Annotated in this window: 22 protein-coding genes and 1 pseudogene; 7 read left to right on the top strand and 16 right to left on the bottom strand. The window is 63.1% G+C overall.

Features of this window, described 5'->3' with window-relative positions; genetic code table 11:
- Positions 1-189: 189 nt before the first annotated feature.
- Positions 190-807: an OmpW/AlkL family protein gene (locus NCR93_RS17585; protein WP_175979572.1), complete on the bottom strand. Its 618-nt coding sequence runs from the start codon at positions 805-807 to the stop codon at positions 190-192.
- 248 nt (positions 808-1,055) lie between these two features.
- On the opposite strand from NCR93_RS17585, the gene NCR93_RS17590 reads away from it, so the two are divergent.
- Complete coding sequence (locus NCR93_RS17590) at positions 1,056-1,349, top strand: hypothetical protein (protein WP_144403815.1); 294 nt, start codon at positions 1,056-1,058, stop codon at positions 1,347-1,349.
- Between the two features lies 1 nt (position 1,350).
- Here NCR93_RS17590 and NCR93_RS17595 read toward each other — a convergent pair whose 3' ends face one another.
- Positions 1,351-1,854, bottom strand: a complete 504-nt coding sequence (locus NCR93_RS17595) for a hypothetical protein (RefSeq protein WP_175979396.1) — start codon at positions 1,852-1,854, stop codon at positions 1,351-1,353.
- Between the two features lie 115 nt (positions 1,855-1,969).
- Positions 1,970-2,362: pseudogene (locus NCR93_RS17600) on the bottom strand (helix-turn-helix domain-containing protein); the annotation flags it as partial.
- Positions 2,363-2,395: 33 nt separating this feature from the next.
- Between NCR93_RS17600 and NCR93_RS17605 the strand changes: the two are divergent.
- The gene (locus NCR93_RS17605) at positions 2,396-3,085 is read left to right on the top strand and encodes an HD domain-containing protein (protein WP_175979397.1); all 690 of its coding nucleotides are present in this window, start codon (positions 2,396-2,398) and stop codon (positions 3,083-3,085) included.
- Between the two features lies 1 nt (position 3,086).
- On the opposite strand, the gene NCR93_RS17610 is transcribed toward NCR93_RS17605, so the two are convergent.
- The 10 genes from NCR93_RS17610 to norR all read right to left on the bottom strand — a co-directional run bounded on the left by NCR93_RS17610 (position 3,087) and on the right by norR (position 13,145).
- Positions 3,087-3,797, bottom strand: a complete 711-nt coding sequence (locus NCR93_RS17610; protein ID WP_175979398.1) for an extensin-like domain-containing protein — start codon at positions 3,795-3,797, stop codon at positions 3,087-3,089.
- Entirely contained in the window at positions 3,794-4,849 is a 1,056-nt protein-coding gene (locus tag NCR93_RS17615; RefSeq protein WP_175979399.1) for an NAD(P)/FAD-dependent oxidoreductase, read from the bottom strand. Before NCR93_RS17615 ends, NCR93_RS17610 begins: the two co-directional genes overlap by 4 nt.
- A gap of 117 nt (positions 4,850-4,966) precedes the next feature.
- Positions 4,967-5,479, bottom strand: coding sequence for a GNAT family N-acetyltransferase (locus tag NCR93_RS17620; protein WP_175979400.1), 513 nt, complete (start codon positions 5,477-5,479; stop codon positions 4,967-4,969).
- Positions 5,480-6,020: 541 nt separating this feature from the next.
- Positions 6,021-6,836 carry a c-type cytochrome gene (locus NCR93_RS17625; RefSeq protein ID WP_175979401.1) on the bottom strand — a complete coding sequence of 272 codons (816 nt, stop codon included), beginning with the start codon at positions 6,834-6,836 and terminating at the stop codon, positions 6,021-6,023.
- Entirely contained in the window at positions 6,833-8,458 is a 1,626-nt protein-coding gene (locus tag NCR93_RS17630) for a b(o/a)3-type cytochrome-c oxidase subunit 1 (protein WP_008353201.1), read from the bottom strand. The genes NCR93_RS17625 and NCR93_RS17630 overlap by 4 nt, the downstream gene beginning before the upstream one ends.
- Complete coding sequence (locus tag NCR93_RS17635; protein ID WP_175979402.1) at positions 8,448-9,014, bottom strand: cupredoxin domain-containing protein; 567 nt, start codon at positions 9,012-9,014, stop codon at positions 8,448-8,450. The genes NCR93_RS17630 and NCR93_RS17635 overlap by 11 nt, the downstream gene beginning before the upstream one ends.
- 18 nt (positions 9,015-9,032) lie before the next feature.
- The gene (locus NCR93_RS17640; RefSeq protein ID WP_033537070.1) at positions 9,033-9,203 is read right to left on the bottom strand and encodes a hypothetical protein; all 171 of its coding nucleotides are present in this window, start codon (positions 9,201-9,203) and stop codon (positions 9,033-9,035) included.
- Between the two features lie 14 nt (positions 9,204-9,217).
- Complete coding sequence (locus NCR93_RS17645; protein WP_008353197.1) at positions 9,218-10,435, bottom strand: c-type cytochrome; 1,218 nt, start codon at positions 10,433-10,435, stop codon at positions 9,218-9,220.
- A gap of 58 nt (positions 10,436-10,493) precedes the next feature.
- The gene (locus NCR93_RS17650; protein WP_033537071.1) at positions 10,494-11,156 is read right to left on the bottom strand and encodes a c-type cytochrome; all 663 of its coding nucleotides are present in this window, start codon (positions 11,154-11,156) and stop codon (positions 10,494-10,496) included.
- 387 nt (positions 11,157-11,543) lie between these two features.
- Positions 11,544-13,145 carry a nitric oxide reductase transcriptional regulator NorR gene (gene norR / locus NCR93_RS17655; protein WP_175979403.1) on the bottom strand — a complete coding sequence of 534 codons (1,602 nt, stop codon included), beginning with the start codon at positions 13,143-13,145 and terminating at the stop codon, positions 11,544-11,546.
- A gap of 124 nt (positions 13,146-13,269) precedes the next feature.
- On the opposite strand from norR, the gene hmpA reads away from it, so the two are divergent.
- From hmpA to NCR93_RS17680, 5 genes are all read left to right on the top strand, one after another.
- Complete coding sequence (hmpA, locus tag NCR93_RS17660; protein ID WP_175979404.1) at positions 13,270-14,451, top strand: NO-inducible flavohemoprotein; 1,182 nt, start codon at positions 13,270-13,272, stop codon at positions 14,449-14,451.
- 192 nt (positions 14,452-14,643) lie between these two features.
- Positions 14,644-15,081, top strand: a complete 438-nt coding sequence (locus NCR93_RS17665) for a carboxymuconolactone decarboxylase family protein (RefSeq protein WP_008353193.1) — start codon at positions 14,644-14,646, stop codon at positions 15,079-15,081.
- A gap of 10 nt (positions 15,082-15,091) precedes the next feature.
- Positions 15,092-15,502: a cupin domain-containing protein gene (locus tag NCR93_RS17670; protein ID WP_175979405.1), complete on the top strand. Its 411-nt coding sequence runs from the start codon at positions 15,092-15,094 to the stop codon at positions 15,500-15,502.
- Between the two features lie 7 nt (positions 15,503-15,509).
- The gene (locus tag NCR93_RS17675; RefSeq protein ID WP_175979406.1) at positions 15,510-16,739 is read left to right on the top strand and encodes an NnrS family protein; all 1,230 of its coding nucleotides are present in this window, start codon (positions 15,510-15,512) and stop codon (positions 16,737-16,739) included.
- Between the two features lie 83 nt (positions 16,740-16,822).
- A complete protein-coding gene (locus tag NCR93_RS17680) occupies positions 16,823-16,966 on the top strand; it encodes a hypothetical protein (protein ID WP_175979407.1) in 144 nt (47 codons plus the stop codon).
- Between the two features lie 49 nt (positions 16,967-17,015).
- On the opposite strand, the gene NCR93_RS17685 is transcribed toward NCR93_RS17680, so the two are convergent.
- The 3 genes from NCR93_RS17685 to NCR93_RS17695 all read right to left on the bottom strand — a co-directional run bounded on the left by NCR93_RS17685 (position 17,016) and on the right by NCR93_RS17695 (position 21,406).
- Entirely contained in the window at positions 17,016-18,098 is a 1,083-nt protein-coding gene (locus NCR93_RS17685) for an acyltransferase family protein (RefSeq protein WP_175979408.1), read from the bottom strand.
- Between the two features lie 201 nt (positions 18,099-18,299).
- On the bottom strand, positions 18,300-19,616 hold the full coding sequence (gene oxlT, locus NCR93_RS17690) for an oxalate/formate MFS antiporter (protein ID WP_008353183.1): 1,317 nt from the start codon (positions 19,614-19,616) through the stop codon (positions 18,300-18,302).
- A gap of 347 nt (positions 19,617-19,963) precedes the next feature.
- Entirely contained in the window at positions 19,964-21,406 is a 1,443-nt protein-coding gene (locus NCR93_RS17695) for an OprD family outer membrane porin (RefSeq protein WP_175979409.1), read from the bottom strand.
- Positions 21,407-21,415: the final 9 nt, after the last annotated feature.

The following is a 21,415-nucleotide window of genomic DNA, read 5'->3' on the forward strand; positions in this document are numbered from 1 at the left end:
GATGCGGTTTTATTAGTCGTTGCAGTTTCTTGCGCCGCTCGGACACACTTCGAGCGACGCGAGTCTGCGCCGGGCCTGCTGTCAAGGATACCGCGCCCGCCGAACCGTCCACGCCAGAAGCACTGGCATCTTCCGCCAACTTTCAGACGATGCGCGGCGCGGCGCACATTTGCCGCGATGAACCGCGCATCAGAACTTCATGCCGACGCCAAGGCCGATCACCCACGGATCGATCTTGAGCGAGCCGAGATCGGCGCCGCCCGCCGATGCGCTCGTTCGCATCCAGATCTTCTTCACGTCGGCGTTGACGAACAAATTCTTCGCCACCTGTACGTCGACGCCCACCTGCAACGCCGGGCCGAAGCTGCTGTGCTTGATCGACACGGGCGTGTCGCCCGCCTTGAGCTTGTCGTTGTAGAAGTACGTATAGTTCACGCCCGCGCCGACATACGGACGCACGCGCCCCGCGTGATTGAAGTGATATTGCAGAAGCAGCGTCGGCGGCAGCACGCCTACGCCGCCAAGCCCGCCGATGTTCGACGTCACCTGATGCCGCGACGTGCCGAGAATCAATTCCACACCGATGTCATCGCGGATCATGTACGTGAAATCGAGCTCCGGCACGATCGCGTTGTTGACGTTGACACCGAGCGTGCCGAGCGTGCCCCCCGCTGTCACATCGGGCTGAATGCTGATCGCGCGCAGGCGAACCAGCACATCGCCGGCGTGGATGCCGCCCATCGCATCGCTCGACGATGCATCGCCTGCCGCCTGCGCCGCGCCCGCGAACAACGCCGCGCATGCCATGACGATTGCCCCGAGACCCTTTCTCATTTTTAGCTCACTCACGTTAAAAGTGAGAATTGTCCGAGCGAGGGTCGGTCGCGCCTTTGACCACAATCAACGCGCGCCAGACGCGCGCCGCCTATCGCGGCAAGCCTTGCGCGCGGACAAGCATGCTTTACGCATCGGCGGGTCTGCGACCGCGCGCCACTTGCGGGCGGGTCCGCGCCTTGCTGAACGAAGAGAACGTGCAGAACAAAGGGAGGAAGCAGATGAGACCCACAATCGGCACACTCGGGCGCATGACGGGGATTCTGCTCGGCGGCACATTGGCCGTCGTGGCGAGCGCGCAGCAGGCGCCGCAAAAACCGAACAAGCTCGATTACGACAGTACGCCCGCGTATCAGGAGAAAAACGTGACGCCGCCCGCTGCGGCCGCCGCGAATGCCAGCGATGCGCTGAAGACGCGGCCGGGCAAGACGTCATCGGGCAAGGGCGCAGCGCCCGACCGGCCGAACGGACTCGGCTTCGACTCGGGCGCGAGCGGCATGAGCAAGAAGCAGTAGATCACGCGTCGGCCGGCTTGTCCGGCCACGGCCACGTCGAATAGCGCGACGGCTTTTCCGCTTCCGCTTCCGCTGCCGGCGTGGCTTCGTGCGCAGGCGCCGCGCTCGTTGCGACTTCGGGGAGATCCTCGCCGAACCACGGCACTTCCTTGCGCCGCTCTTCCATGTAGGCGTTCCAGCCCTTCGCGTTGTCCGCGAAGAGATCGTGCTTCACGGTGTTCGCCAGCATCGGGCGATTCAGCGTTTCATCGAGCAGCGCTTTCGGCCAAACGAAAAACGCGCCCGATGCACGGCGGATGAAATCGCGCGGCGGCATGGTCGCGTCGACGAAGCCGAGCAGCGTGAAGCCCGCGAGCGCGTCGTTGCCCTTCACCGCTTCGCCGATGCTCGCGTATTCGTCGGCGCATTGGCTCAGGCAAAACACGGACTCCAGCACGTCGCCGAGATGCAGCAGCAGTGCGCGTCGTTCGTAGGGATCTTGCGTGGCGGTCTCTTGTTTCGTCATTCGCTGTTCCGATATGTCGAGGGTGGATTCTGCGGCGCGCGCACTGTCGCACGGGCCGCGTTCATCTCGAATTTTAGCGAACCCGGCGTCACGCGTCGGCGCGCCAGCGCCCCGATCACTTCACAAAGCGCGTGCGAAAGCTCAGTCGATAATCATTCGGCGATACACCGAGCCGCCGCGTGAACACGAGCCGCATGCGGTCCGCCGTGCCGAAGCCGCAGTCGTAGGCGATGGTTTTCAGCGGCGTGTCGCTGCTTTCGAGCATATTGCGCGCCGCGTCGACGCGCGCCCGTCCGACGAACTCGTGCGGCGTCAACTGCGCGAGTTGCACGAAGGCGCGCGCGAAGTTGCGCTCGCTCATGCCCGCGACGCTCGCCATGCGCGCGACGGACAGCCGCTCGCCGATGTGCTCCATGACGTACGCCTGCACTTTCGCGACCGGCGACGTGTCGTCGGCGGGGGCGCTCAGATACGGGCTGAACTGTGATTGTCCGCCGCGCCGCTGCGCGCTTTCATCGACTCACATTCCGGAGCTTCAAACATGAGCGAAATCATCGCAGGCATCAGCATTCCCGACAGCCAGATGGCGCGCGAAGCCACGCAACTCGTACGCGATACGGAACCCGACCTGCTCTATCATCACTCGCGCCGCGTGTTCCTGTTCGGCGCGCTCGCGGGCGAACGCAAGCGGCTGAAATACGATCCCGAACTGCTTTATATCGGCGCGATGTTCCACGACATGGGCCTCACCGATGCATACAGCAGCCCGCACGACCGCTTCGAAGTCGATGGCGCGAACGCGGCGCGCGATTTCCTGCGCGGGCATGGCATCGGCGAAAGCGAGATCGAGCAGGTGTGGGATGCGATCGCGCTGCACACGACGCCCGGCATTCCGCAGCACAAGAAACCGGTGGTCGCGCTCGTCACGGCGGGCGTCGAGATGGATGTGCTCGGTCTCGCCTACGACGAGTTCAGCGCCGATCAACGCCGGCTCGTCGTCGCGGCGCATCCGCGCGAGGCGAACTTCAAGGAAGGCATCATCGACGCCTTCGCCAAAGGGACGATCGCCAAGCCGGAATCCACTTTCGGCAACGTCAAGGCCGATGTCCTCGCGCTGAAAGACCCGAACTACAGGCGCCTGAACTTCTGCAGCATCATCCTCGGATCGGCGTGGAACGATCAGCCGCACGATCATGCGACGTGCCGCAATCCTTCGCATCGACACGCGTAGTTCAGCGACAAACGCGATACGGACCCATGTCGACGTGAAAGTGCGTCTTGTGCAAGGCGTTGTAGTCGGGGCCTAATGTGGTATCGAAGGCATGACACGCGCCTTCGTGAACGCGGCGCAGGAACTGGCCGTCGGGCGACGCGGCATCGTCCCAACGAGCGAGCGTGATGCGGCGTCCGTCATCGAGCACGAAGCCGGTCAGATCGATGGCGTTCGCGCTCGCGTGCTGGCTCAGCGCCGCGTCCTGCTGATGATTCACATTGCGGCAAGCATAACTTCCGACATGCTCGATGCGCGCGATGCGCTCGCCATACGTATCGAGCGCGGCCGCCTGAAGATATTGATGCTCGAAGTAGGCGATGCCGAGCGCGAGCGGACACGTCGCGAGAAACGGCGCGCTGAAGCGCACGTCTTGCGATTGCGTGACGCGTACGACGCTTTGGAGCGCGCATCCGCCCGGTCCGGTCGCATCGGCCATCTCGCGATAGACGAGACCCGAGCGTGCGAGCGCGGCATCGCAGCGTTGCGCGTCGTGCATCGTGCGCCATAGTTTGAAGCGCGTGAGCGGACCTTGCGGCGCGCGCACGTCGAGCGGTGCGAAAGGATCGTAACGCTCGGGCAGCACGATGCGTTTCGAATAGACCGCGTAGCCTAACATCGCCGCGCCGGCGAGCAACGCGAGCAACAGCCATCCGACGATGCGTGCGATCACGCGTGATCGGCCGTGTGCGCCGCGCTCACGCGCTCGGCGAGCTTGGCGTCGTAGCTCGAATGTACATGCACGCGCTTTTTCTCGGGATACGCGTACGAATACGCCTTGCGCAACGCGAGCGACGCTTCGTGAAAGCCCGACAGAATGAGCTTCTGCTTGTTCGGATAGTTGGCGATATCGCCGACTGCGAAAATGCCCGGCCGCGACGATTCATAGTTGGACGTATCCACTTCGATGCGGCCGCCGCGCACGTCGAGATTCCATGTCGCGATCGGCCCGAGCTCCGACACGAGACCGTAGAGCGCGACGATCTTGTCGACGGCCAGATCGGTCGAGCCTTCCACCTGCTTGATGCGTGCGCCGCGCAGCACGCCATCGGGCGCATCGAGCGATTCGATCATGCCGACGACGAACGACATCTCACCGGCTTCGACCGCGCGCTTCATCGTCGCGACGGAATTCGCGGCTGCTGAAAACCCGTTGCGCCGATGCACGAGCGTGAGCTTCCTGGCGATGTCCTTCAATGCGAGCGCCCAGTCGAGCGCCGAGTCGCCGCCGCCCGCGACGATGATCTCCTTGTCCGCGAAATCGGCCGCGCGCGAGACGCTGTAATGCACGTCGCGGCCTTCGAGCGCGGCGGCTTCGGGCAACTGCAGACGCTGCGGAACGAACGCGCCGTTGCCCGCGGCGATGAGGATCGCGGCGCAATCGAAAGTCATGCCGTTTTCGGTAGTCACGGTCCAGCGATGATCGTCATCGCGCTGCGTGACGGATTGCACGCGTTGATCGAGGTGGATCGGCACGTCGAAGGGACGAATCTGTTCCAGCAGGCGATCGACGAGCTCGCGCGCGGTGCATGAGGGAATCGCGGGGATATCGTAGATCGGCTTGTCGGGGTAGAGCTCGATGCACTGTCCGCCGATGCGGCCGAGCGTATCGACGATCTGGCACGAGAGGCCGATGACGCCCGCCTCGAAGGCCGCGAATAGCCCGACCGGGCCCGCGCCTATGATCAACACGTCGGTTTTTATCGCTTCGCTTTGAGGTTCCATTTCGGGGTTCTTTCCTTGGCCTGCTGACTTTTTCAGCATTCTTCGGGCCACGATACAGAAAGCGTTCTCTCGCGGCAACGAAACCCCTTGCGGCTTAGCGGCGATTGCTTTCAGGCGTCAGGCGCGGGCATCGAAGGCTTCGTCGAAAGAAACGGTTCCGGCGGGGACTTTTTCGCTGAAAGCTAACGCCTGGAAGTATTCGGCGGGCACGCCGGGGAGCGTGAGCGCGGATTCGGGTCGGAAGCCGAAGCGTCCGTAATAACCTGGATCGCCGAGCACGACGCAGCCCGCGGCGCCATCGCGCTTCAGGTGCGCGAGCGCTTCCTTCACGAGTTCGCCGCCGATGCCTTCGCGTTGACGCGCGGGCGTCACGGAAAGCGGACCGAGGCCGAACCAGCCGCTCGCGGTTGCGCTGATGCTGATGGGCGAGATCGCGATATGCCCAATGATGTCGCCGTTTTCCACCGCAACGAGGGATAGCGTGAGGCGGCCCGTTTTGCGCAATGCGTTGACGATGAACTGCTCGGTGTGGCTCGAATAGGGCATATCGAGAAATGCGGCAGTGGTCAGTATTTCGATCGCGTCGATGTCGCTGAGTTGCTCGTGGCGGATTGTTGTGGATGCCTTCATAGCGTGCTCTGTCTTGCGGTGGTGAGGCGTGCATTCTAGCTCTGGGCTATGTCGCCGGATCCCGTTTTCGTGTCGGTCTGTTGGCGTTGCCCCTGTGCGGGGCGGCACTCACTTTCTTTGCCGCTGCAAAGAAAGTAAGCAAAGAAAGCAGCTTTTCAGGCCCGCGGTCACACGCAATTTGGGTAGTTCTCTCATCGCAGATGGCACTCGTCTAAAGAGTGCCCTCATAGGCCCAATCCAGCTTGGATCGCGCACGGTCTGCCGCCCGAATGCGTTGAGCGCGCTGGTTCAGCACGAAAAAGCATCGGCACAGCGCTACGCGCTGCCGCCGGGCATTCAAGGGAAACCATCGGTTTGCGCACGCAGTGCGATAGCGATGTCACTAGCGAAGCACACGCATCCCCGATTGCCAAATCGCGCATGACCGCGGGCCTATCAGTAGCTGCTTTCTTTAGTTTTAGTTACTGCAGCCCCGCACAGGGGAAGTGCCAATAGACCGACGCGTAATCGGATTTGATAGAAGCCGAAGGCAAACCAAACATCACTTCGCATTCGCCCCCGAATTCAACTCCCGCGCGTAATACATGGCAGCAGCATCGATCTCCTCGGGCGTCATGTTGCGCGCGACATTGCGCATGACCCCATCGATATCGTTGGCCCGCGTCCCATTGGCAAACGCCAGCAACTGCGATTTGGTGTAAGCCGCCGGCAGGCCATCGAGCCACGGACTCCCCGCCTTCGTATCGATGCCCCCATGACACACCGCGCAAGGAGCGATATTTCTCATCGGCGCACCGTGCGCGACGATCGGCGGCGCAAGCGCACTGCTCACCTTGCGCTGCGCCGGCGGCCGCGGCAAGTTCGCGTAATACGCAGCGAGATCGCGCATGTCCTGATCCGAAAGATTCATCGCCATCGGCGACATCACCGCGTTGTTCCGCGCGCCCTTCTGAAAATCGATCAATTGCTTGTAAATCACCGACGCATATTGCCCCGCCAGATTCGGCGAGTTGGCCTCGCTCATGCCACGCTCGCCGTGACACATCGTGCAGCGTAGAGCCAGCGTCGCGCCACGTCCGATCGAATTCGCGCTCACCTTGTCGAGCAGTTGAGGCGTCATCTCCACGCTCGTCAGCTTCTCTTTCGGCTCGACCGCCGCGCCGCCCGCATACCACTCGCGCGGCACGCCCGCCGCGCTGCAGATCGCATTCCAGATGCCGGCGAACTGCGCATCGCGCTGCACCGAAGGCAGCCACACGAACCCTATCAGCGCCGATACCACCGCAACCGCGATCGTCCCCAACACGCTGACCGTGAACCAGCGATTGCGAAATGTGAAGAGGCGTTCGTCGCTCATCGCTGCGCTCCGATCGGCACCGCAGGCACCGCCGTGTCCGAACGCGCCAGCAACTGCGCAATCGGATAGCCGTAGTTGACGAGCGTAAGCCCGATCATCAGCACGAGCCACAGCGCAAAGCTGTTCAACGCCACCGGAAGCGTGCGCGGCTCATGCACCGCGCGGCTGAAGCGGAACGCCTCGGGCTGCACCAGCGGCGCGCGATGTCCCCTTATCAGCACGATGAAAAACAGCACCGCCGACACAACCAGAATCAGCCCGCCGACAACCGATATCACGACGGACAGCGCCTGCGCCGCAAGCGCCGGATCGTTGTAGTCGTAGAACGCCATGCGTCGCGGCATGCCAAGAATGCCGACGAAATGCCACGGAAAAGTCAGCACGATCATGCCGATGAACCACAGCCACAATTGCCAGCGCATCAGCTTCACGCTCTGCAATGCGCGGCCCGTCAGATGCGGCCACAGATCGTAGGCGATCACGAAGTACATGATGACGATCGCGCCGCCGAAGATCAGATGGAAATGCCCCGTCACCCATTGCGTGTTGTGCACGGTCGAATCAAGCTGATAGCTCATGTTGATGAGCCCGCCCGCGCCGCCGAAACCGAGCATCACGAACGAGAACGCGAGCGCAAGCATCATCGGGTTGTCCCACGGCAACGCCTTGATCCAGCCGAGCGGGCCGCGTCCGCCGCGCAGCCGCGCCGCAATCTCCACCGACGCGCAGATCGTGAACACGGTCAGCAACGTCGGCACGGCGACGAGCGTCGTAAAGACCGAATGCATGAACTTGAAGCCCGAGCCGACTTGCGGATCGGCAAACAAGTGATGAATGCCGATGGGCATCGACACGACGAGGAACAGGATGAACGAGATGCGTGCCATCGCATCGCTGTAGAGACGGCCGCCGATCGCGCGCGGAATGATCGTGTAATACGCGATATACGCCGGCATCAGCCAGAAGTAGACGATCGCGTGCAGCGTCCACGAGAAGAACACGCGCGCGAGTCCCGCGTCGATGGTCGTCTTCCAGCCGATCGCGACAGGCAGAATCATGAACAGCACTTCGATGGCCGCGCCCACCGCCGTCCAACCCCACAGATACGCGCCCGCGACGGTCGCGAACATCGCGAGCGGGATCGGCTTGCCGCGATTCTCGCGCTTCCACGACGCGAGATTCACCGACATCAGCGCGACCCAGACCCACGATCCGACCACGACGAACACGACGCCGACGTAATAGAACACGTTGCCGATCATCGGCGGATAAAAGGTATAGAGCACGGATGCGAGACCCATCGCGACGGGCACAGTAGCCGTCACCGCGCCGATCGCGACGAGCCAGAAGCCGAGCCACGCGAAGCGCAAACCCACGAGCGGGCGCTTCAACGCAAGCTCGCTGACCGCATAGCCGAAGCCCATCGCGATGAGCGTCGGGAACGCGTAGCCCATCACCGTGCCGTGCTCCGTCACCGAGCGATAGTAAAGCTCCGGATTCTGCAGCCACGGATGCAGCGGACTGCGCACGAGCATCTGCCATGCGCCGAGCAGCAGCGCGACACCGAAGGCGATGAACGCCAGCCAGAAATGCGCGAGGACGAGGCGCTTGCTATTGAACACAGGACACTCTCCGCGAATTGGCCGGCATCTTGTCGGCCATCTGCATGAATTCGGCGCGATCCACCACCTTCACATGCGCCCACATGTTCTGATGCCCGGTGCCGCAATACTCGTGACAAGGCATCAGATGGTCGCCCGGCTTGTCGAAGGTCGTCTTGAAGGTCGAGACATAGCCCGGCTCCAGCATCGAATTGATGTTCGTGTCGGTGATCAGAAAGCCGTGCACGACATCCGAACTCGTCGCGCGGAACGTGACCGGCACGCCCGCCGGCACGACAAGACATTGCGGCGTGAACGAATACTGCTGCGCGACGATACGCACCGTCACGGAGCCGTCCGCCTCGGGCGCGCTGCCGAGATTGCTTTCGATGAATTCGCCCGATACGTGCAGCGTTTCCGGGCGGACCGTCTCGACGCGCGAGGGCGGCATCATCGCCCAGTGCACGCCGGTGTAGACGACCATGCCGACCAGCACGACGACGATCGCGAGCACGAGAATCGCCCAGCGCCGTTCGACCCGTTCGGCGACATCGTGCGAGCTTGGATGGATGGCCATATGCGACGCCTTAATGAATCACTGGATCACGCCGCGCGGCAGGAACACGGCGAAGTAAAAGATGAACCAGATGCCGATCACGATCGCGGTCGAAATGCCCGCGAGCGCGATCGCGCCCGACGGGCCGCGCTTCACGATCTCGTCGAGTTGCGCGTCTTCCTTCGCGAGTTCATTCGGGTCTTCGGTCATGGTGTCGTCGATGCTCAATAAAGTGGCGCCGAACGCAGCTCGTTCACTTCCTTCACGGAAACCGGCGTGCCGTGGTTGCCCCACGCGGTGCGGATATACGTGACGACCGCCGCGACCTCGACATCCGAGAGCGACTGCGCGAACGGCGGCATGCCGTAAGGCTTCGGGTTCTTGAACGTGCCCGGCGGATAGCCGCCGTTCAGCACCATGCGGATCGGATTCACCGACGAGTTCATCACGATCGATTGATTGTTCGCGAGCGGCGGGAAATCGGGCGGCTTGCCCTGGCCTTGCGTCGCGTGACATTCGGCGCAGTGCTGGTCGTAGACCTTCTTGCCGAGCGGCGCGAGATCCGAGCGCGCCTCGACGGCCGCCTGGCTCGGCGGCGCGGGCTTGTCGCCGGAACGCGCGGGCAGCGCCTTCAGATAGACGGCCATCGCGCGCACGTCTTCCTCGCTCAGATATTGCAGACTGTCGTAGACAACTTCGGCCATCGGTCCATACACCGCACCGCGATTCGACACGCCCGCATGCAGCAGGCCGACGATGTCCTCCATGCTCCAGTCGCCGAGACCCGCTTCCTTGTTCGACGTGAGCGACGGCGCGTACCAGTTCTGGATCGGGATCAGCCCGCCTTCGAACGCCTTCGATTTCACATTGCCGCCGAGCGCGTTGATCGCGGTGTGGCACATCGAGCAATGACCGAGCCCTTCGACGAGATACGCGCCGCGGTTCCATTCCGCCGATTGCGTCGCGTCCGGCTGATACTCGCCCTCGCGAAAGAAGAGCGAACGCCAGCCGTACAGCAGCTCGCGTCGGTTGAACGGAAAACGCAATTCGTGCGGCCGGTTCGGCTGATGCACCGGCGGCGTGGACATCAGGAATGCATAGATTGCGTCGGAGTCGGCGCGCGTGACTTTTGTATAGGACGTATAGGGCATCGCGGGATAAAGCAGCGAGCCGTCGCGTGACTTGCCCGAGTGCATCATCGTGTAGAACTCGCCGGCGCTCCAGCTGCCGATGCCCGTCTCCTTGTCCGACGAGATGTTGGGCGTGAAGAGCGTGCCGAAGGGCGTGTCCATCGGACGGCCGCCGCCGAACGTCTTGCCCGCCGGCAGCGTATGGCACGCGATGCAATCGCCCGCGCGCGCGAGATATTCGCCGCGCTTGACGGTCGCGGCGTCGGCGCTCTGCGCGATGGCATGTTCGATCGGCGCGGCGCACGCCGCCATGAAGACCGCGACGGTCAGCGCTCGGAATGGGCGAAAACGGAGCACGTCGGGTCCTCGCTTAGTTGTGGACGCTGCCGCACGCGAGCGGCATCTTGAGCGAACCGGCGGCGACCGGCACCGGATCGGCCGGCGCGGGCAGCGTCGCGAGGTAGGCCGCGATCGCGGTGATGTCGCGGTCGGAGAGCAGTTTCGCGACCTGCCCCATGCAATCCGGCGCGACCGTCGAGCGCGTGCCGTATCGCCATGCGCCGAGTTGCGCGCTGATGTAGTCGGCATGCAGGCCGAGCAGACCGGGAATCGCCGGCTCCATGCCGGTCATCGACGCGCCGTGGCAGCTCACGCAGGCGGGCACGTTGCGCGTAGCGTTGCCCTTCGTGACGAGCGTCTTGCCGAGCTCTAGCGTCTTCGAATCGACGGTGACGGGCGACGGCGGCGGAAACGGCGGATGTTCGCTCGCGAAGTATTCCGCGATCTGCTTCAAATACGCGTCGGGAAGATACGCGAGCAGGTAATTCATCGGCGGATACTTGCGCCGGCCGTCGCGAAAAGCGAGCAGTTGGTTGTACAGATAGCCGGCGGGCTTGCCGGACAGACGCGGGAAGTAGTCGTTGTCGGTGCCCTGGCCCTGCGAGCCGTGGCATGTGGCGCATCCCATCACGCGGGCCTGCATCGTGTCGGGCGCGCGCTCCAGCGGCGCGTTGTCGGCCGCGAACGCTCCGATGCTGAAAAACGCGAAGAGCGCGGACCAAAAGAATGTGCCGAGCTTTGCCACGTTTCGCACGTAACCCCCGTTGTCGATTTGCCGTGTTCGATGTGCCGGGCGCGTGCTGCTCGTCCGGCTCGGTTCTTCAAGGCGCTGCAATGTTCTTGCTGCAGATGGGTTGCGCTAGGCTTTTCTGATCTTAGAAGAGATCGCCCGTTTTTCCCAACTCAGAGATTGTCTCAATCTGTCACATCGATGCGCGTGACAAATCCAAGTGTTTTTTGCGTTCGAACAATGAACCGCATCTTTTTGAGACGAGCAACGACGTCGACCCGATCTGCTAAGGACTGTAGATAGTCGCTTTGCGCGGCCATGTCCATCATTTCGAGATGAACGAGGTGTTGCTTATTTGAGCCCGAGGCGCTTGGCGAGGCGATTGAGATTCGCGCGATCCAGACCGAGCTCGCGCGCCGCCGACGCCCAGTTCTGGTTGTGACGCTTCAACGCGTCGAGGATGAGCGTGCGTTCGTAGGCCGTCACGGCGTCGCGGAAGTCGGCGCCCGGCGCGGGCAGCGGCGCGGCTTCGACGCGCGTCGCGGCATCGGCGGCCAGTGCGGTGTCGCCGGCGAGCGTGAGGTCGGCGGCGGTGAGCGTGAGGATGCGCGGACGTTCGCGATGCGCCGCGAGCGCCTTCAATGCGCTGCGTCCGATCAGATGCTCCAGTTCGCGCACGTTGCCGGGCCAGCGATACGCGAGCAGCGCGGCTTGCGCATCGGCGGAAAGACGCAGGCTCAGGAGGCCGAGGCGCGAGCGGTTCTCTTCGAGAAAGTAGCCGGCGAGCAGCAAGACGTCGCGTCCGCGTTCGCGCAACGGCGGCACGACGAGCGGATACACCGACAGCCGATGATAGAAGTCCGCGCGAAAGCGCCCTTCACGCACTTCCTCGGCGAGATCGCGATTGGTGGCGGCAATGAGCCGCACGTCGACCTTGTGCTCGCTGTCCGAGCCGATCCGCTGCAACTGGCCGTTCTGAAGCACGCGCAGCAGCTTGGCCTGCACGGGCAGCGGCAGCTCGCCGACTTCATCGAGAAAGAGCGTGCCGCCATCGGCGAGTTCGAACTTCCCGCGCCGGTCCGACGACGCGCCCGAAAACGCACCGCGCACGTGCCCGAAGAGCTCGCTTTCGACGAGCGTATCGGGCAGCGCCGCGCAATTCAGGCTGACGAGCGGTTTGTCGGCGCGCGGCGAAAGCGCGTGAATCTCGCTCGCGACGAGCTCCTTGCCGACGCCCGTCTCGCCGGTGATGAGCACGGTCAGATCGCTCGACGCGACGATCGCGATCTCGTCCTGCAAGCGGTTATGCGGCTCGCTGCTGCCGATCATTTCGCGCCTTCGCGGCCCGCTCGCCTGCCGATACACCTCCGCACGCTGACGCTCGGCCTCGCTCGATTTCGCGAGCGCATCGATGCGCTCGGCGACGCTCACGGTCGCCGCCGCGAGACTCAAGAACGCCTGCAGCGAAGCCATGTCGATGCCGTCGAAGCGCGCGGGATCGAGCGCGTCGAGCGTCAGCAAGCCCCACGCGCGCCCGTTGATGACGAGCGGGCAGCCGAGACAATCGTGCACCTCCAGATCGCCGCTCACGCCCTTGACCAGTCCGTCGTAGGGATCGGGCAAGTCCGAGCCGGCGGCGAAGCGCGTCGGTTCAGCGCGCGCGAGAATGCGTGCGAACCGCGGGTGGTCGCTCACGCGAAAGCGCCGGCCGAGCGTATCGCCCGAAAGACCGTCGATGGCGAGCGGCACGAGCGTGTCGCCGTCGAGCCGCAACAGCGCGGACGCATCGCTCGGAAACAGCGCGCGCGATGTGTGCAGCAAACGGCGGTAGCGCTCGGTGTCGGGCATCTCGCTCGACAGGTCCTCGATAAGCGGAACGAGCGCATCGAGCAGCACGCGTGAAGTCATTGCGACTACGTCAGCAGTCCTTTTGACTAGAGTCGAATCGACCATGTTTGATAATAAACGATTGATTTATCGACGATTCTACTCTGGCACGGATCGTGTATAGATTCTGCCGAAGAATTCAGACGCGAAAGCGCCCCGCTTTCGCCTTTATCACACGAGGAAACGAACAATGCTGTCAGCAGAACACCGTGCCATCGTCAAAGCGACCGTTCCCCTTCTGGAAAGCGGCGGCGAAGCCCTCACCACGCACTTCTATAACAAGATGCTCAGCGAGTATCCCGAGGTCCGCCCGATGTTCAACCAGGCGCACCAGGCAAGCGGCGCGCAACCACGCGCGCTCGCCAACGGCGTGCTGATGTACGCACGGCACATCGACGAACTCGAGAAGCTCGGCGGGCTCGTCGGCCAGATCATCAACAAGCACGTCGCGCTGGACATCCAGCCGGAACATTATCCGATCGTCGGACGCTGCCTGCTCGCGTCGATCCGTGAGGTGCTCGGCGCGGAAATCGCCACCGACGCCGTCATCGAGGCGTGGGCCGCGGCCTACGGGCAACTTGCGGATCTGCTGATCGGACTCGAGGAAGGCATCTACAGCGAGCGCGAAAACGCGCCGGGCGGCTGGCGCGGCACGCGGCGTTTCGTCGTCGCGCGCAAGGAGAAGGAAAGCGACGAGATCACGTCCTTCTATCTCGTGCCGGAAGACGGCGGCGCGCTGCTCGACTTCCATCCGGGTCAGTACATCGGCTTGCGCCTGTTCATCGACGGCGAGGAACTGCGCCGCAACTACTCGCTCTCGGCCGCACCGAACGGCCGCGAATATCGCATCAGCGTGAAGCGTGAGGCGAATGGCAAGGTGTCGAATTTCCTGCATGAACACGTCGGCGAAAACAGCGTGCTCGATCTCTATCCGCCCGCAGGCGACTTCAAGCTCGAACACAACGACAAGCCGCTCGTGCTCATCAGCGGCGGGGTCGGCATCACGCCGACGCTCGCGATGCTGCAAGCCGCGCTCGAAACGCAACGCCCGGTGCACTTCATCCACTCGGCGCGGCACGGCGGCGTGCACGCGTTCCGTGCGGCGATCGAGGAACTGGCGGCGCGCCATCCGCAACTGAAGCGCTTCTACTGCTACGAGCACAAGCGCGATGGCGATCTCGATGCGCACGGCATCGGCTTTGTCGACGAAAAGCTGCTCGATACGTGGCTGCCGAAGAACCGCGATGTCGATGCCTACTTCCTCGGGCCGAAGGCGTTCATGAAGGCGGTGAAGAAGCATCTGAAGGCGCTCGGCGTGCCCGAAGCGCAGAGCCGCTACGAGTTCTTCGGCCCGGCCGCCGCGCTCGACTGATTCCGTGCGTGGTGCGGCCCTCTCGACCCGCGGCGCATTTGGCCGCGGGTTTTTTTGCGCGTTCCAGCCTTTGCAAGTGGTTACCTCGATTTTTTAGAAACCGGTCATTACAAAAGGCCAGCCAGACGCCTAATCTGCTCTTGCCGCGCCGATCTGGCGCACTTTCGGAACCCAGGCAAAGAGGATACGCAAATGGAACCCCGTCTCGACTTCTACAAAGCCAATCCCGCAGCAATCAAGGCGCTGGTCGGCGTCGAGGAGCGCATCGCGAAGTCCGCGCTCGAGAAATCGCTGACCGAACTGGTACGGCTGCGCGCATCGCAGATCAACGGCTGCGCGTTTTGCGTCGACATGCATACGACCGATGCGCGCAAGGGCGGCGAAACTGATCGGCGGCTGGCGACGGTCGTTGTCTGGCGCGAGACGCCGTTCTTCACCGATCGCGAACGCGCCGCGCTCGAATGGACCGAGGCGTTGACGCTGGTGTCGCAAGACCACGTACCCGATGCCGTGTGGGAAGCCGTGAAGCCCCATTTCAGCGACGATGAAATTGTCGACCTGACGCTGCTCGTTTCCGCGATCAATAGCTGGAACCGTTTCGCGATCGCTTTCCGCAAGCTGCCGGCGTGAGGGCATCGACATGAGAAAGCGCGAAATTCTCGTGCTGGCGGCCGCGCTGATGATCGGTGCAGCGAGCGCCGGCGCGCACGACGCGGCGGGCGCGGAACTCGTCACGCCGATGATCAAGCAGGCCGTGCCGGAAGTGGCCGGCAAGAACGTGCTGATGGCGACCGTCTCGTACAAGCCGGGACAGTCGTCGGAAGCGCACAGGCATCCGGGGTCGATCTTCGCTTACGTGCTGGAGGGCCGCGTGACTTCGCAGCTCGAAGGCGGAAGCGCGAAGACGTATGGCCCCGGCGAATCGTGGTACGAACCGCCGGGCGCGCATCACATCGTGTCGAAGAATGCGAGCGCGACGAAGCCGGCAAAGCTGCTCGTGTTCGCGATCGTCGGCGATGGCGATCCGGTCAAGCAGCCGATCCCGCATTGAGGACAACATGAAGATCGCAGAACCCGACACCGTTTTCATCGCGACGCCGCAGAAGCGTTCGCCGGAGCATCGGCCGCGTTTCGCGCTGTTCGATCTCGGCTTCCGGCCGTTCTACCTGTGCGGCGCGGCGTTCGGCGCGCTCTCGGTGACGGTGTGGCTACTGGTGCTGTCGGGCGTGCCGCTCTTCGGCGGCTATCTGCTGCGCGCGGATCCGGTCGCTTGGCACGCGCACGAGATGGTGTTCGGGTTCGCGGCGGCGATCGTCGCCGGCTTTCTGCTGACGGCCGTGCGCGCGTGGACCGGACGCGACACGGCCAAGGGCGCGACACTCGCATCGCTCGTGCTGCTGTGGCTCGCCGGGCGCGTGCTCGTGTGGAGCGGCCCGGCGCTGCCGGCGGCGATCGTCGATAGCGCGTTCCTGCCGGTCGCCGCGATTCTGCTGCTGCGGGTGCTCGTCGAGGCGGGCAACCGGCGCAACTACTTCATCGCGGTCGTTGTGTTCGCGTTCGGCGCGCTGAACGCCGCGTTCCACGCGTTCGCGATCGACGCGCGCCCCGATCTCGCGATGCGCGCGGTGTGTGCGTCGGCGGGCATCGTCGTGTTGCTCGTCGGCGTGATCGGCGGACGCGTGATTCCGATGTTCACCGCCAATGCAATGCCCGGTTTCATCGCACGGCGCTGGCGCTTCGTCGAGTTGATGGCCGCGCCGCTCACGATAGCGGCGTTTGTCGCGGACGCCTTCGCGCTCGATGGCGCGATCGTCGCGCCGATCGCCTTGCTGGCCTGCGGCGTGCATCTCGCGCGGATGATCGGCTGGCGCTCGTACGCGGTGCGCGGCCGGCCGATTCTCGCGATCCTGCATCTCGCTTATGCGTGGCTGCCGCTCGGCTTCGCACTGCTCGCGCTGTCTGCGCTCGGATGGACACGCGTGCCGCACAGTCTCGCGATGCATGCGTTCGCGGCTGGCGCGATCGGCGGCGCGATTATCGCGATGATCACGCGCACCGCGCGCGGGCATACCGGACGGCCGCTCGTCGCGGACACGCGCGATGTCGCGTGCTACGCGCTCGTGATGTCAGCGGGCGCACTGCGCGTGCTCGGGCCGCTCGTCGCGCCTTCGTGGCATTCGACGTGGGTCTTTGCGGCTGGGTCGTGCTGGGTTCTTGCGTTCGGGCTCCACGTCGCCGCTTATGCCGCGCCGCTCTTCAAGCCGCGTGCGGATGGCAAGCCAGGTTGAGACGGCGACGGATTTTGACATCGGGAAGCGAGGGTTCCGCGAGAATCGCGTCCGGCTTTCCCGATTCCGATTCCGATCCCGCCATGAAGCACCTTCGTTCTCTTTGCGCCGCGGCGACGCTCATCGCCGCTTTGCTCGCCGTTTCCGGCTGCGGCCTCTTCGGATGCAGCGGCTTTGCCACCAACGGCGGCGGCTTCGGCGGCTGCAGCGTCGGCACGCGGTTCTGATTCGATGGCGCGAGGCGGGCGACAAGCCGGGTCGCAAGGATCATCGTCATCACAGCGCAACGCCGCCCGCGGCCTTCGCCTTTTTGGCGCCCGAATACCTCGCCTTCAATCCGAGCGCCTGCTTCTCGATCAAATACCAAGAGAGCGCGCCCGCGAGCCAGGAACCGGGCAGCGCGATCAGCATCATCTGTAGCGCGGAGCCGTCCGGATGGAAGTGATTCACGACCTGCTGAATCGGCCAGCCATAGAGATAGATCCCGTACGAATAGTCTTCGATGGGTCCGAGATTGAGCTTTGGCGCGAAGGCGATCATGAACACGCCATAGGCAATCACCGCGCCGCAGGCAATCTCGAACGCCGGCTGACGGTAGGAAAGCACCGCCGCAAGCAGCAGCGCGAAGAGACCCTGGCGGTTCAGCGGGATGAAATCCCGGTTGACGTAGAGAAAGACACCAGCGGCGAAAAACACGGCAACGCGAAGGTTGGACGGATCGCCCGTGATGAACGGCATGTACGTCGGCGCGAAGAGTCCGATCGCGACCAGGGCGGCGATGCAAAGGTTAGCGACCCATCGACTGCGAAGCGCGCCGAGCGCGCCGAACACCAGTACCAGGACGTAAAGCCGGACCTCGACCCAGATGCTCCACAGCGTTCCGTTCACGGCGTTCCGCGCGTGATTGTCCGCGAAGACGCCGGGCAAGCGCTCGGCATACTCATACAGAGAGGCGTTGCGCCAGACAAAGCCGTACGTCTCGGGTGACTCGAAGTAGATTCCGCGCGAAAGCGTCGTCAACGACGGTCCGAGCACGAAGGCGAGCAGCGCCATGCAAACGACCAGCGCCGGGAACAGACGCAGGGCGCGCGAGATGACGAAGTCTTTCACGCTGTGCCGACGATCGAAGCTGAACGTGATGAGAAATCCGCTGATGACGAAAAAGATATGCAGACCGAGATCGCCCGAATATCGGTAATGCAGGATCGACGTCGTGAAATCTCTGAGACCGTTGGTCGTGGCGGCAAGCGCGAACGAATGCCCATAGACAACGAGCGAAGCGGCGATAAGACGCAACAGCAGGAAATTATTACTGTCCTCTCGGCCGTTCTTATTAAAAGCTTGTCCCAGCGTTCTCATGAATGCCGCCTATTTGGAAGGCGGAATTGTAACGCGGTGTGACACAAATTAATAAGTTGCCGAAGCGGCGGCCCGTTTGACCCGCTCCCTTCTCCGCGCGGCTTCAGCCGAAGACGCGCGGAGAGAACCTTCACACGAGCACTGCCCGGCCACGAACCGGCACAAGGACGTTCGCGGACGACAGTGAAAACCAGGCTAATTTCAGGAAGATATCTGGTTCGTTTTGGTTAGCCCTTGTTGCATGAGACTTTGCTGGGTCTGCGAATGTGCATTGCGCATCGGCTTCAGCACGAAAAGCGCGAGCAGCGCCGATATCGCCGCCATCCCCGCCGCAAGCATGAACACGGCGTGCCAGCTGCCGGTCATCGTCGTGATGACGCTCGAGAACGGCACCAGCAACGCCGCCGTGCCCTTCGCCGTGTACAGCAGGCCCGCGTTCGTCGCCGCGAACTTCGGACCGAAGGTATCGCCGCACGTCGCCGGGAAGAGACTGTAGATTTCGCCCCACGCGAAGAACACGATGCCCGTCAGCACGACAAACGCGATCGGGCTATGCCCGTACTTCGACAACGCGACGATGCCCACCGCCTCGATCGCGAACGCGACGAACATCGTGTTTTCACGTCCGATGCGATCCGAGACCCAACCGAAGAACGGCCGCGTCAGACCGTTGAGCACGCGGTCGATCGTGAGCGCGAAGGTCAGCGCGGGCAAGGTCAAGCCGAGTATCGACACGGGCGAATCGTGCAAGCCGAAGTCCTTCGCGATCGGACCGAGCTGCGCGGTCGCCATCAGCCCGCCGGCGGCCATCATCACGAACATCAGATACATGACCCAGAAGATCGGCGACTGCAGCACCTGCTTCGGACTCGCGTTGTAGACCGCGGCCTTGACCGTGCTCTTCACCGTCGCGAGCAACTGCGCGGGCGGCGCATAGAGCGCCATGCCGAGCAGGAAGACCACGAGGCCTTGGCCGAGACCGAACCACAGGAACGTCGCTTCATAGCCGCTCGATTTGATCATGTGCGCGATCGGCACGACGGTCGCGGCGGAACCCATCCCGAAGCCTGCCGCCGTGATGCCCGCAGCAAGTCCGCGCCGCGTCGGGAACCACTTGAGCGCGTTGCCGACGCACGTGCCGTACACCGCGCCCGCACCCACGCCACCGACCGCCGCGGCGAAGTACAGAAGCGGCAGCGACGACGCCACCGAGTTGATCGCCCACGCGATCGCGCATAGCAGCCCGCCACCGACCACCACCGGCCTTGGACCGTACTTGTCGACGAGATAACCCTCGATAGGCACGAGCCATGTCTCCGTCACGACGAAGATCGTAAACGCCACCTGAATGGCCGCGCGGCCCCAGTGGTACTTCTCGTCGATCGGATTGACGAAGAGCGTCCAGCCGTACTGCATGTTCGCGATCATCGCCATGCAAATCACGCCGAAAACCAACTGCACCCACGGCGACGCGAGGCGCGACGCCTTGTCATCGCGGCCCATCTGGTTCATTCCCATGCCTGTCTCCTTGGCAAATATGCCTTGTGTATGCGGACGTCGAACGACGCCTCCCGCGACGCCCATTCATGCTGCGCGCATATACACAGTATGTGATATATCAAGTAAGTCAAGCGAAAGAAATGGCGGGGTTTTCACTTAGAGGATGAAACGGTGTAAGCGCATGAAAGCTGCAGTGGGCGCGGATCGTACAGACGAAAAAAAGCCCGGCAGAGGGAGACCTGCCGGGCGATGAGCGTGGGCGAGACATGGCAATCCGCAGCACGCCCTCTCTTTATAAATGAAAGTTAAACGTAATGTAAACGGGTATTTTTGTAGGGTTTACGCTGCGGTGTTTTTAGGCGTTTTCAGAACACGTTCACGGGGACATTGACCATCAGCCGGTAGACGTCGCTCGTGCCGTCCGGATAGTACGCGCTATTGCTGTGATGATGCATGTAGTAGAACTTGATCGACGTGTTCTTGAACTTGCCGTCGGGAATCGTGTAGCTCGGGATCACACCGATTTCGTAGTGCGTACCGCTGATCGGCTTGCCGTTCACCAGATAGTTAGCCGCCTGAGCGCTGTCGCCGTTAGCCATCGCGCTGCCATCCGCGCCCCAGCCGTAAGCACCCCACAACGCGAACTTCGCGCCGGGCAGGCCGTATTCCTTGAGGTTGAGCGAATAGGACAGGCTCACCGATTTTTCATGCGGCTGGTTGTAGTCGACATCGAGCGAATTCGACAGATAATCGCCCGCAGATTGCCCCATGTAGTCGAACGTCTGATCGCTCACGATCTGCTGGAACGCGAACTGCACCGTATGCGCGCCGTGCGTGCCGGCGAGCGCGAGCGAATACGCGTTATTGTTGATCGACCCTTGACGCTTGTCGCCGATCGCGCCGGTGTAGTAGTAGTTCAACGAACCCGTCCAGCGGATGCTCTTCGGATCGCCGATGCTCTGCGTCGCCGTCAGGTAGTACTGCTGCCATACGTTGTTCGCGACGCTGCCGTAGAGCGAGACGGCCGTATCGTCACCGTGTGTCCAGTCGCCGCCGAAGTACGTGAACTGCGAGACGTGCGTGCCGCCGTATTCCGTCGTGAGGCCGGTGACGGTCGTCATGCCGCGCGCGATCACGCCATCGACCGTGCCGGCCTTGAGCGTCAGGTTCTTGATCTCGTCGCTGGCAAGCGAGAAGCCGCGATACGTCGGCGGCAACGCGCGGTTGTCGTGCGGCACGAGGAACGGGTTATCGAAGAGTTGCTGACCGTATTTAAGCACCGTGTTCGACACGCGCGCCTTCACGTCCCACACACCCGGGTACGCCCACGCGAGCTGGTTCGCGCCGCTCGGGTCGCCGCTCGAGGAAACGTGCACGCGATTGCCCGCGCCCTGCCCGCCGTTCAGCTTGAACGCACCGAAGAGCGACACGTCCGCACCCACGCCGATCAGCCCTTTCGTATAGCCCGACTCGAACACGGCCTGCGCACCGAGCACCCACGCGTCCTTCTTGCCTGCGCCCTTGAATTCGTCATGCTCTGTGAAGGACCGCATCAACAGATTCAAGTGCGAATCCTCGATGAATCCCTTCGATTTCGCCTGATTGCTGACGGGCGCATCGGCTTCCGTGTTGGGCGGCGAATCCGGTGCCAGCGCCTTTTGACGCGTGAGCAGATCATCGTCGGCGGATGGCTGCTGCGCCTGCGCGGTCTGCGTCGGCGCCTGTTGCGCATGTGCCGGAACGGCTGCGGCGATATAAGCGCCGAAAAGCAAAATGGACAATGCCGCTGACGTTTTTTGTTTTTTCATGAAAAGTAT

Source organism: Caballeronia sp. ATUFL_F1_KS39 (genome assembly GCF_023630985.1).
GTDB classification, from domain to species: domain Bacteria; phylum Pseudomonadota; class Gammaproteobacteria; order Burkholderiales; family Burkholderiaceae; genus Caballeronia; species Caballeronia zhejiangensis.

Excerpts from the sequence above, each read along its gene's own strand:
- NCR93_RS17635 (WP_175979402.1), bottom strand. The coding sequence starts at position 9,014 with ATGGCCATCCATCCAAGCTCGCACGATGTCGCCGAACGGGTCGAACGG.
- NCR93_RS17585 (WP_175979572.1), bottom strand. The coding sequence starts at position 807 with ATGGCATGCGCGGCGTTGTTCGCGGGCGCGGCGCAGGCGGCAGGCGAT.
- NCR93_RS17615 (WP_175979399.1), bottom strand. The coding sequence starts at position 4,849 with ATGGAACCTCAAAGCGAAGCGATAAAAACCGACGTGTTGATCATAGGC.
- NCR93_RS17645 (WP_008353197.1), bottom strand. The coding sequence starts at position 10,435 with ATGGCGGCGTGCGCCGCGCCGATCGAACATGCCATCGCGCAGAGCGCC.
- NCR93_RS17680 (WP_175979407.1), top strand. The coding sequence starts at position 16,823 with ATGAAGCACCTTCGTTCTCTTTGCGCCGCGGCGACGCTCATCGCCGCT.
- NCR93_RS17640 (WP_033537070.1), bottom strand. The coding sequence starts at position 9,203 with ATGACCGAAGACCCGAATGAACTCGCGAAGGAAGACGCGCAACTCGAC.
- NCR93_RS17590 (WP_144403815.1), top strand. The coding sequence starts at position 1,056 with ATGAGACCCACAATCGGCACACTCGGGCGCATGACGGGGATTCTGCTC.
- NCR93_RS17595 (WP_175979396.1), bottom strand. The coding sequence starts at position 1,854 with ATGACGAAACAAGAGACCGCCACGCAAGATCCCTACGAACGACGCGCA.
- hmpA (WP_175979404.1), top strand. The coding sequence starts at position 13,270 with ATGCTGTCAGCAGAACACCGTGCCATCGTCAAAGCGACCGTTCCCCTT.
- NCR93_RS17675 (WP_175979406.1), top strand. The coding sequence starts at position 15,510 with ATGAAGATCGCAGAACCCGACACCGTTTTCATCGCGACGCCGCAGAAG.
- norR (WP_175979403.1), bottom strand. The coding sequence starts at position 13,145 with ATGGTCGATTCGACTCTAGTCAAAAGGACTGCTGACGTAGTCGCAATG.
- NCR93_RS17670 (WP_175979405.1), top strand. The coding sequence starts at position 15,092 with ATGAGAAAGCGCGAAATTCTCGTGCTGGCGGCCGCGCTGATGATCGGT.
- NCR93_RS17625 (WP_175979401.1), bottom strand. The coding sequence starts at position 6,836 with ATGAGCGACGAACGCCTCTTCACATTTCGCAATCGCTGGTTCACGGTC.
- NCR93_RS17620 (WP_175979400.1), bottom strand. The coding sequence starts at position 5,479 with ATGAAGGCATCCACAACAATCCGCCACGAGCAACTCAGCGACATCGAC.
- oxlT (WP_008353183.1), bottom strand. The coding sequence starts at position 19,616 with ATGGGAATGAACCAGATGGGCCGCGATGACAAGGCGTCGCGCCTCGCG.
- NCR93_RS17695 (WP_175979409.1), bottom strand. The coding sequence starts at position 21,406 with ATGAAAAAACAAAAAACGTCAGCGGCATTGTCCATTTTGCTTTTCGGC.
- NCR93_RS17605 (WP_175979397.1), top strand. The coding sequence starts at position 2,396 with ATGAGCGAAATCATCGCAGGCATCAGCATTCCCGACAGCCAGATGGCG.
- NCR93_RS17665 (WP_008353193.1), top strand. The coding sequence starts at position 14,644 with ATGGAACCCCGTCTCGACTTCTACAAAGCCAATCCCGCAGCAATCAAG.
- NCR93_RS17685 (WP_175979408.1), bottom strand. The coding sequence starts at position 18,098 with ATGAGAACGCTGGGACAAGCTTTTAATAAGAACGGCCGAGAGGACAGT.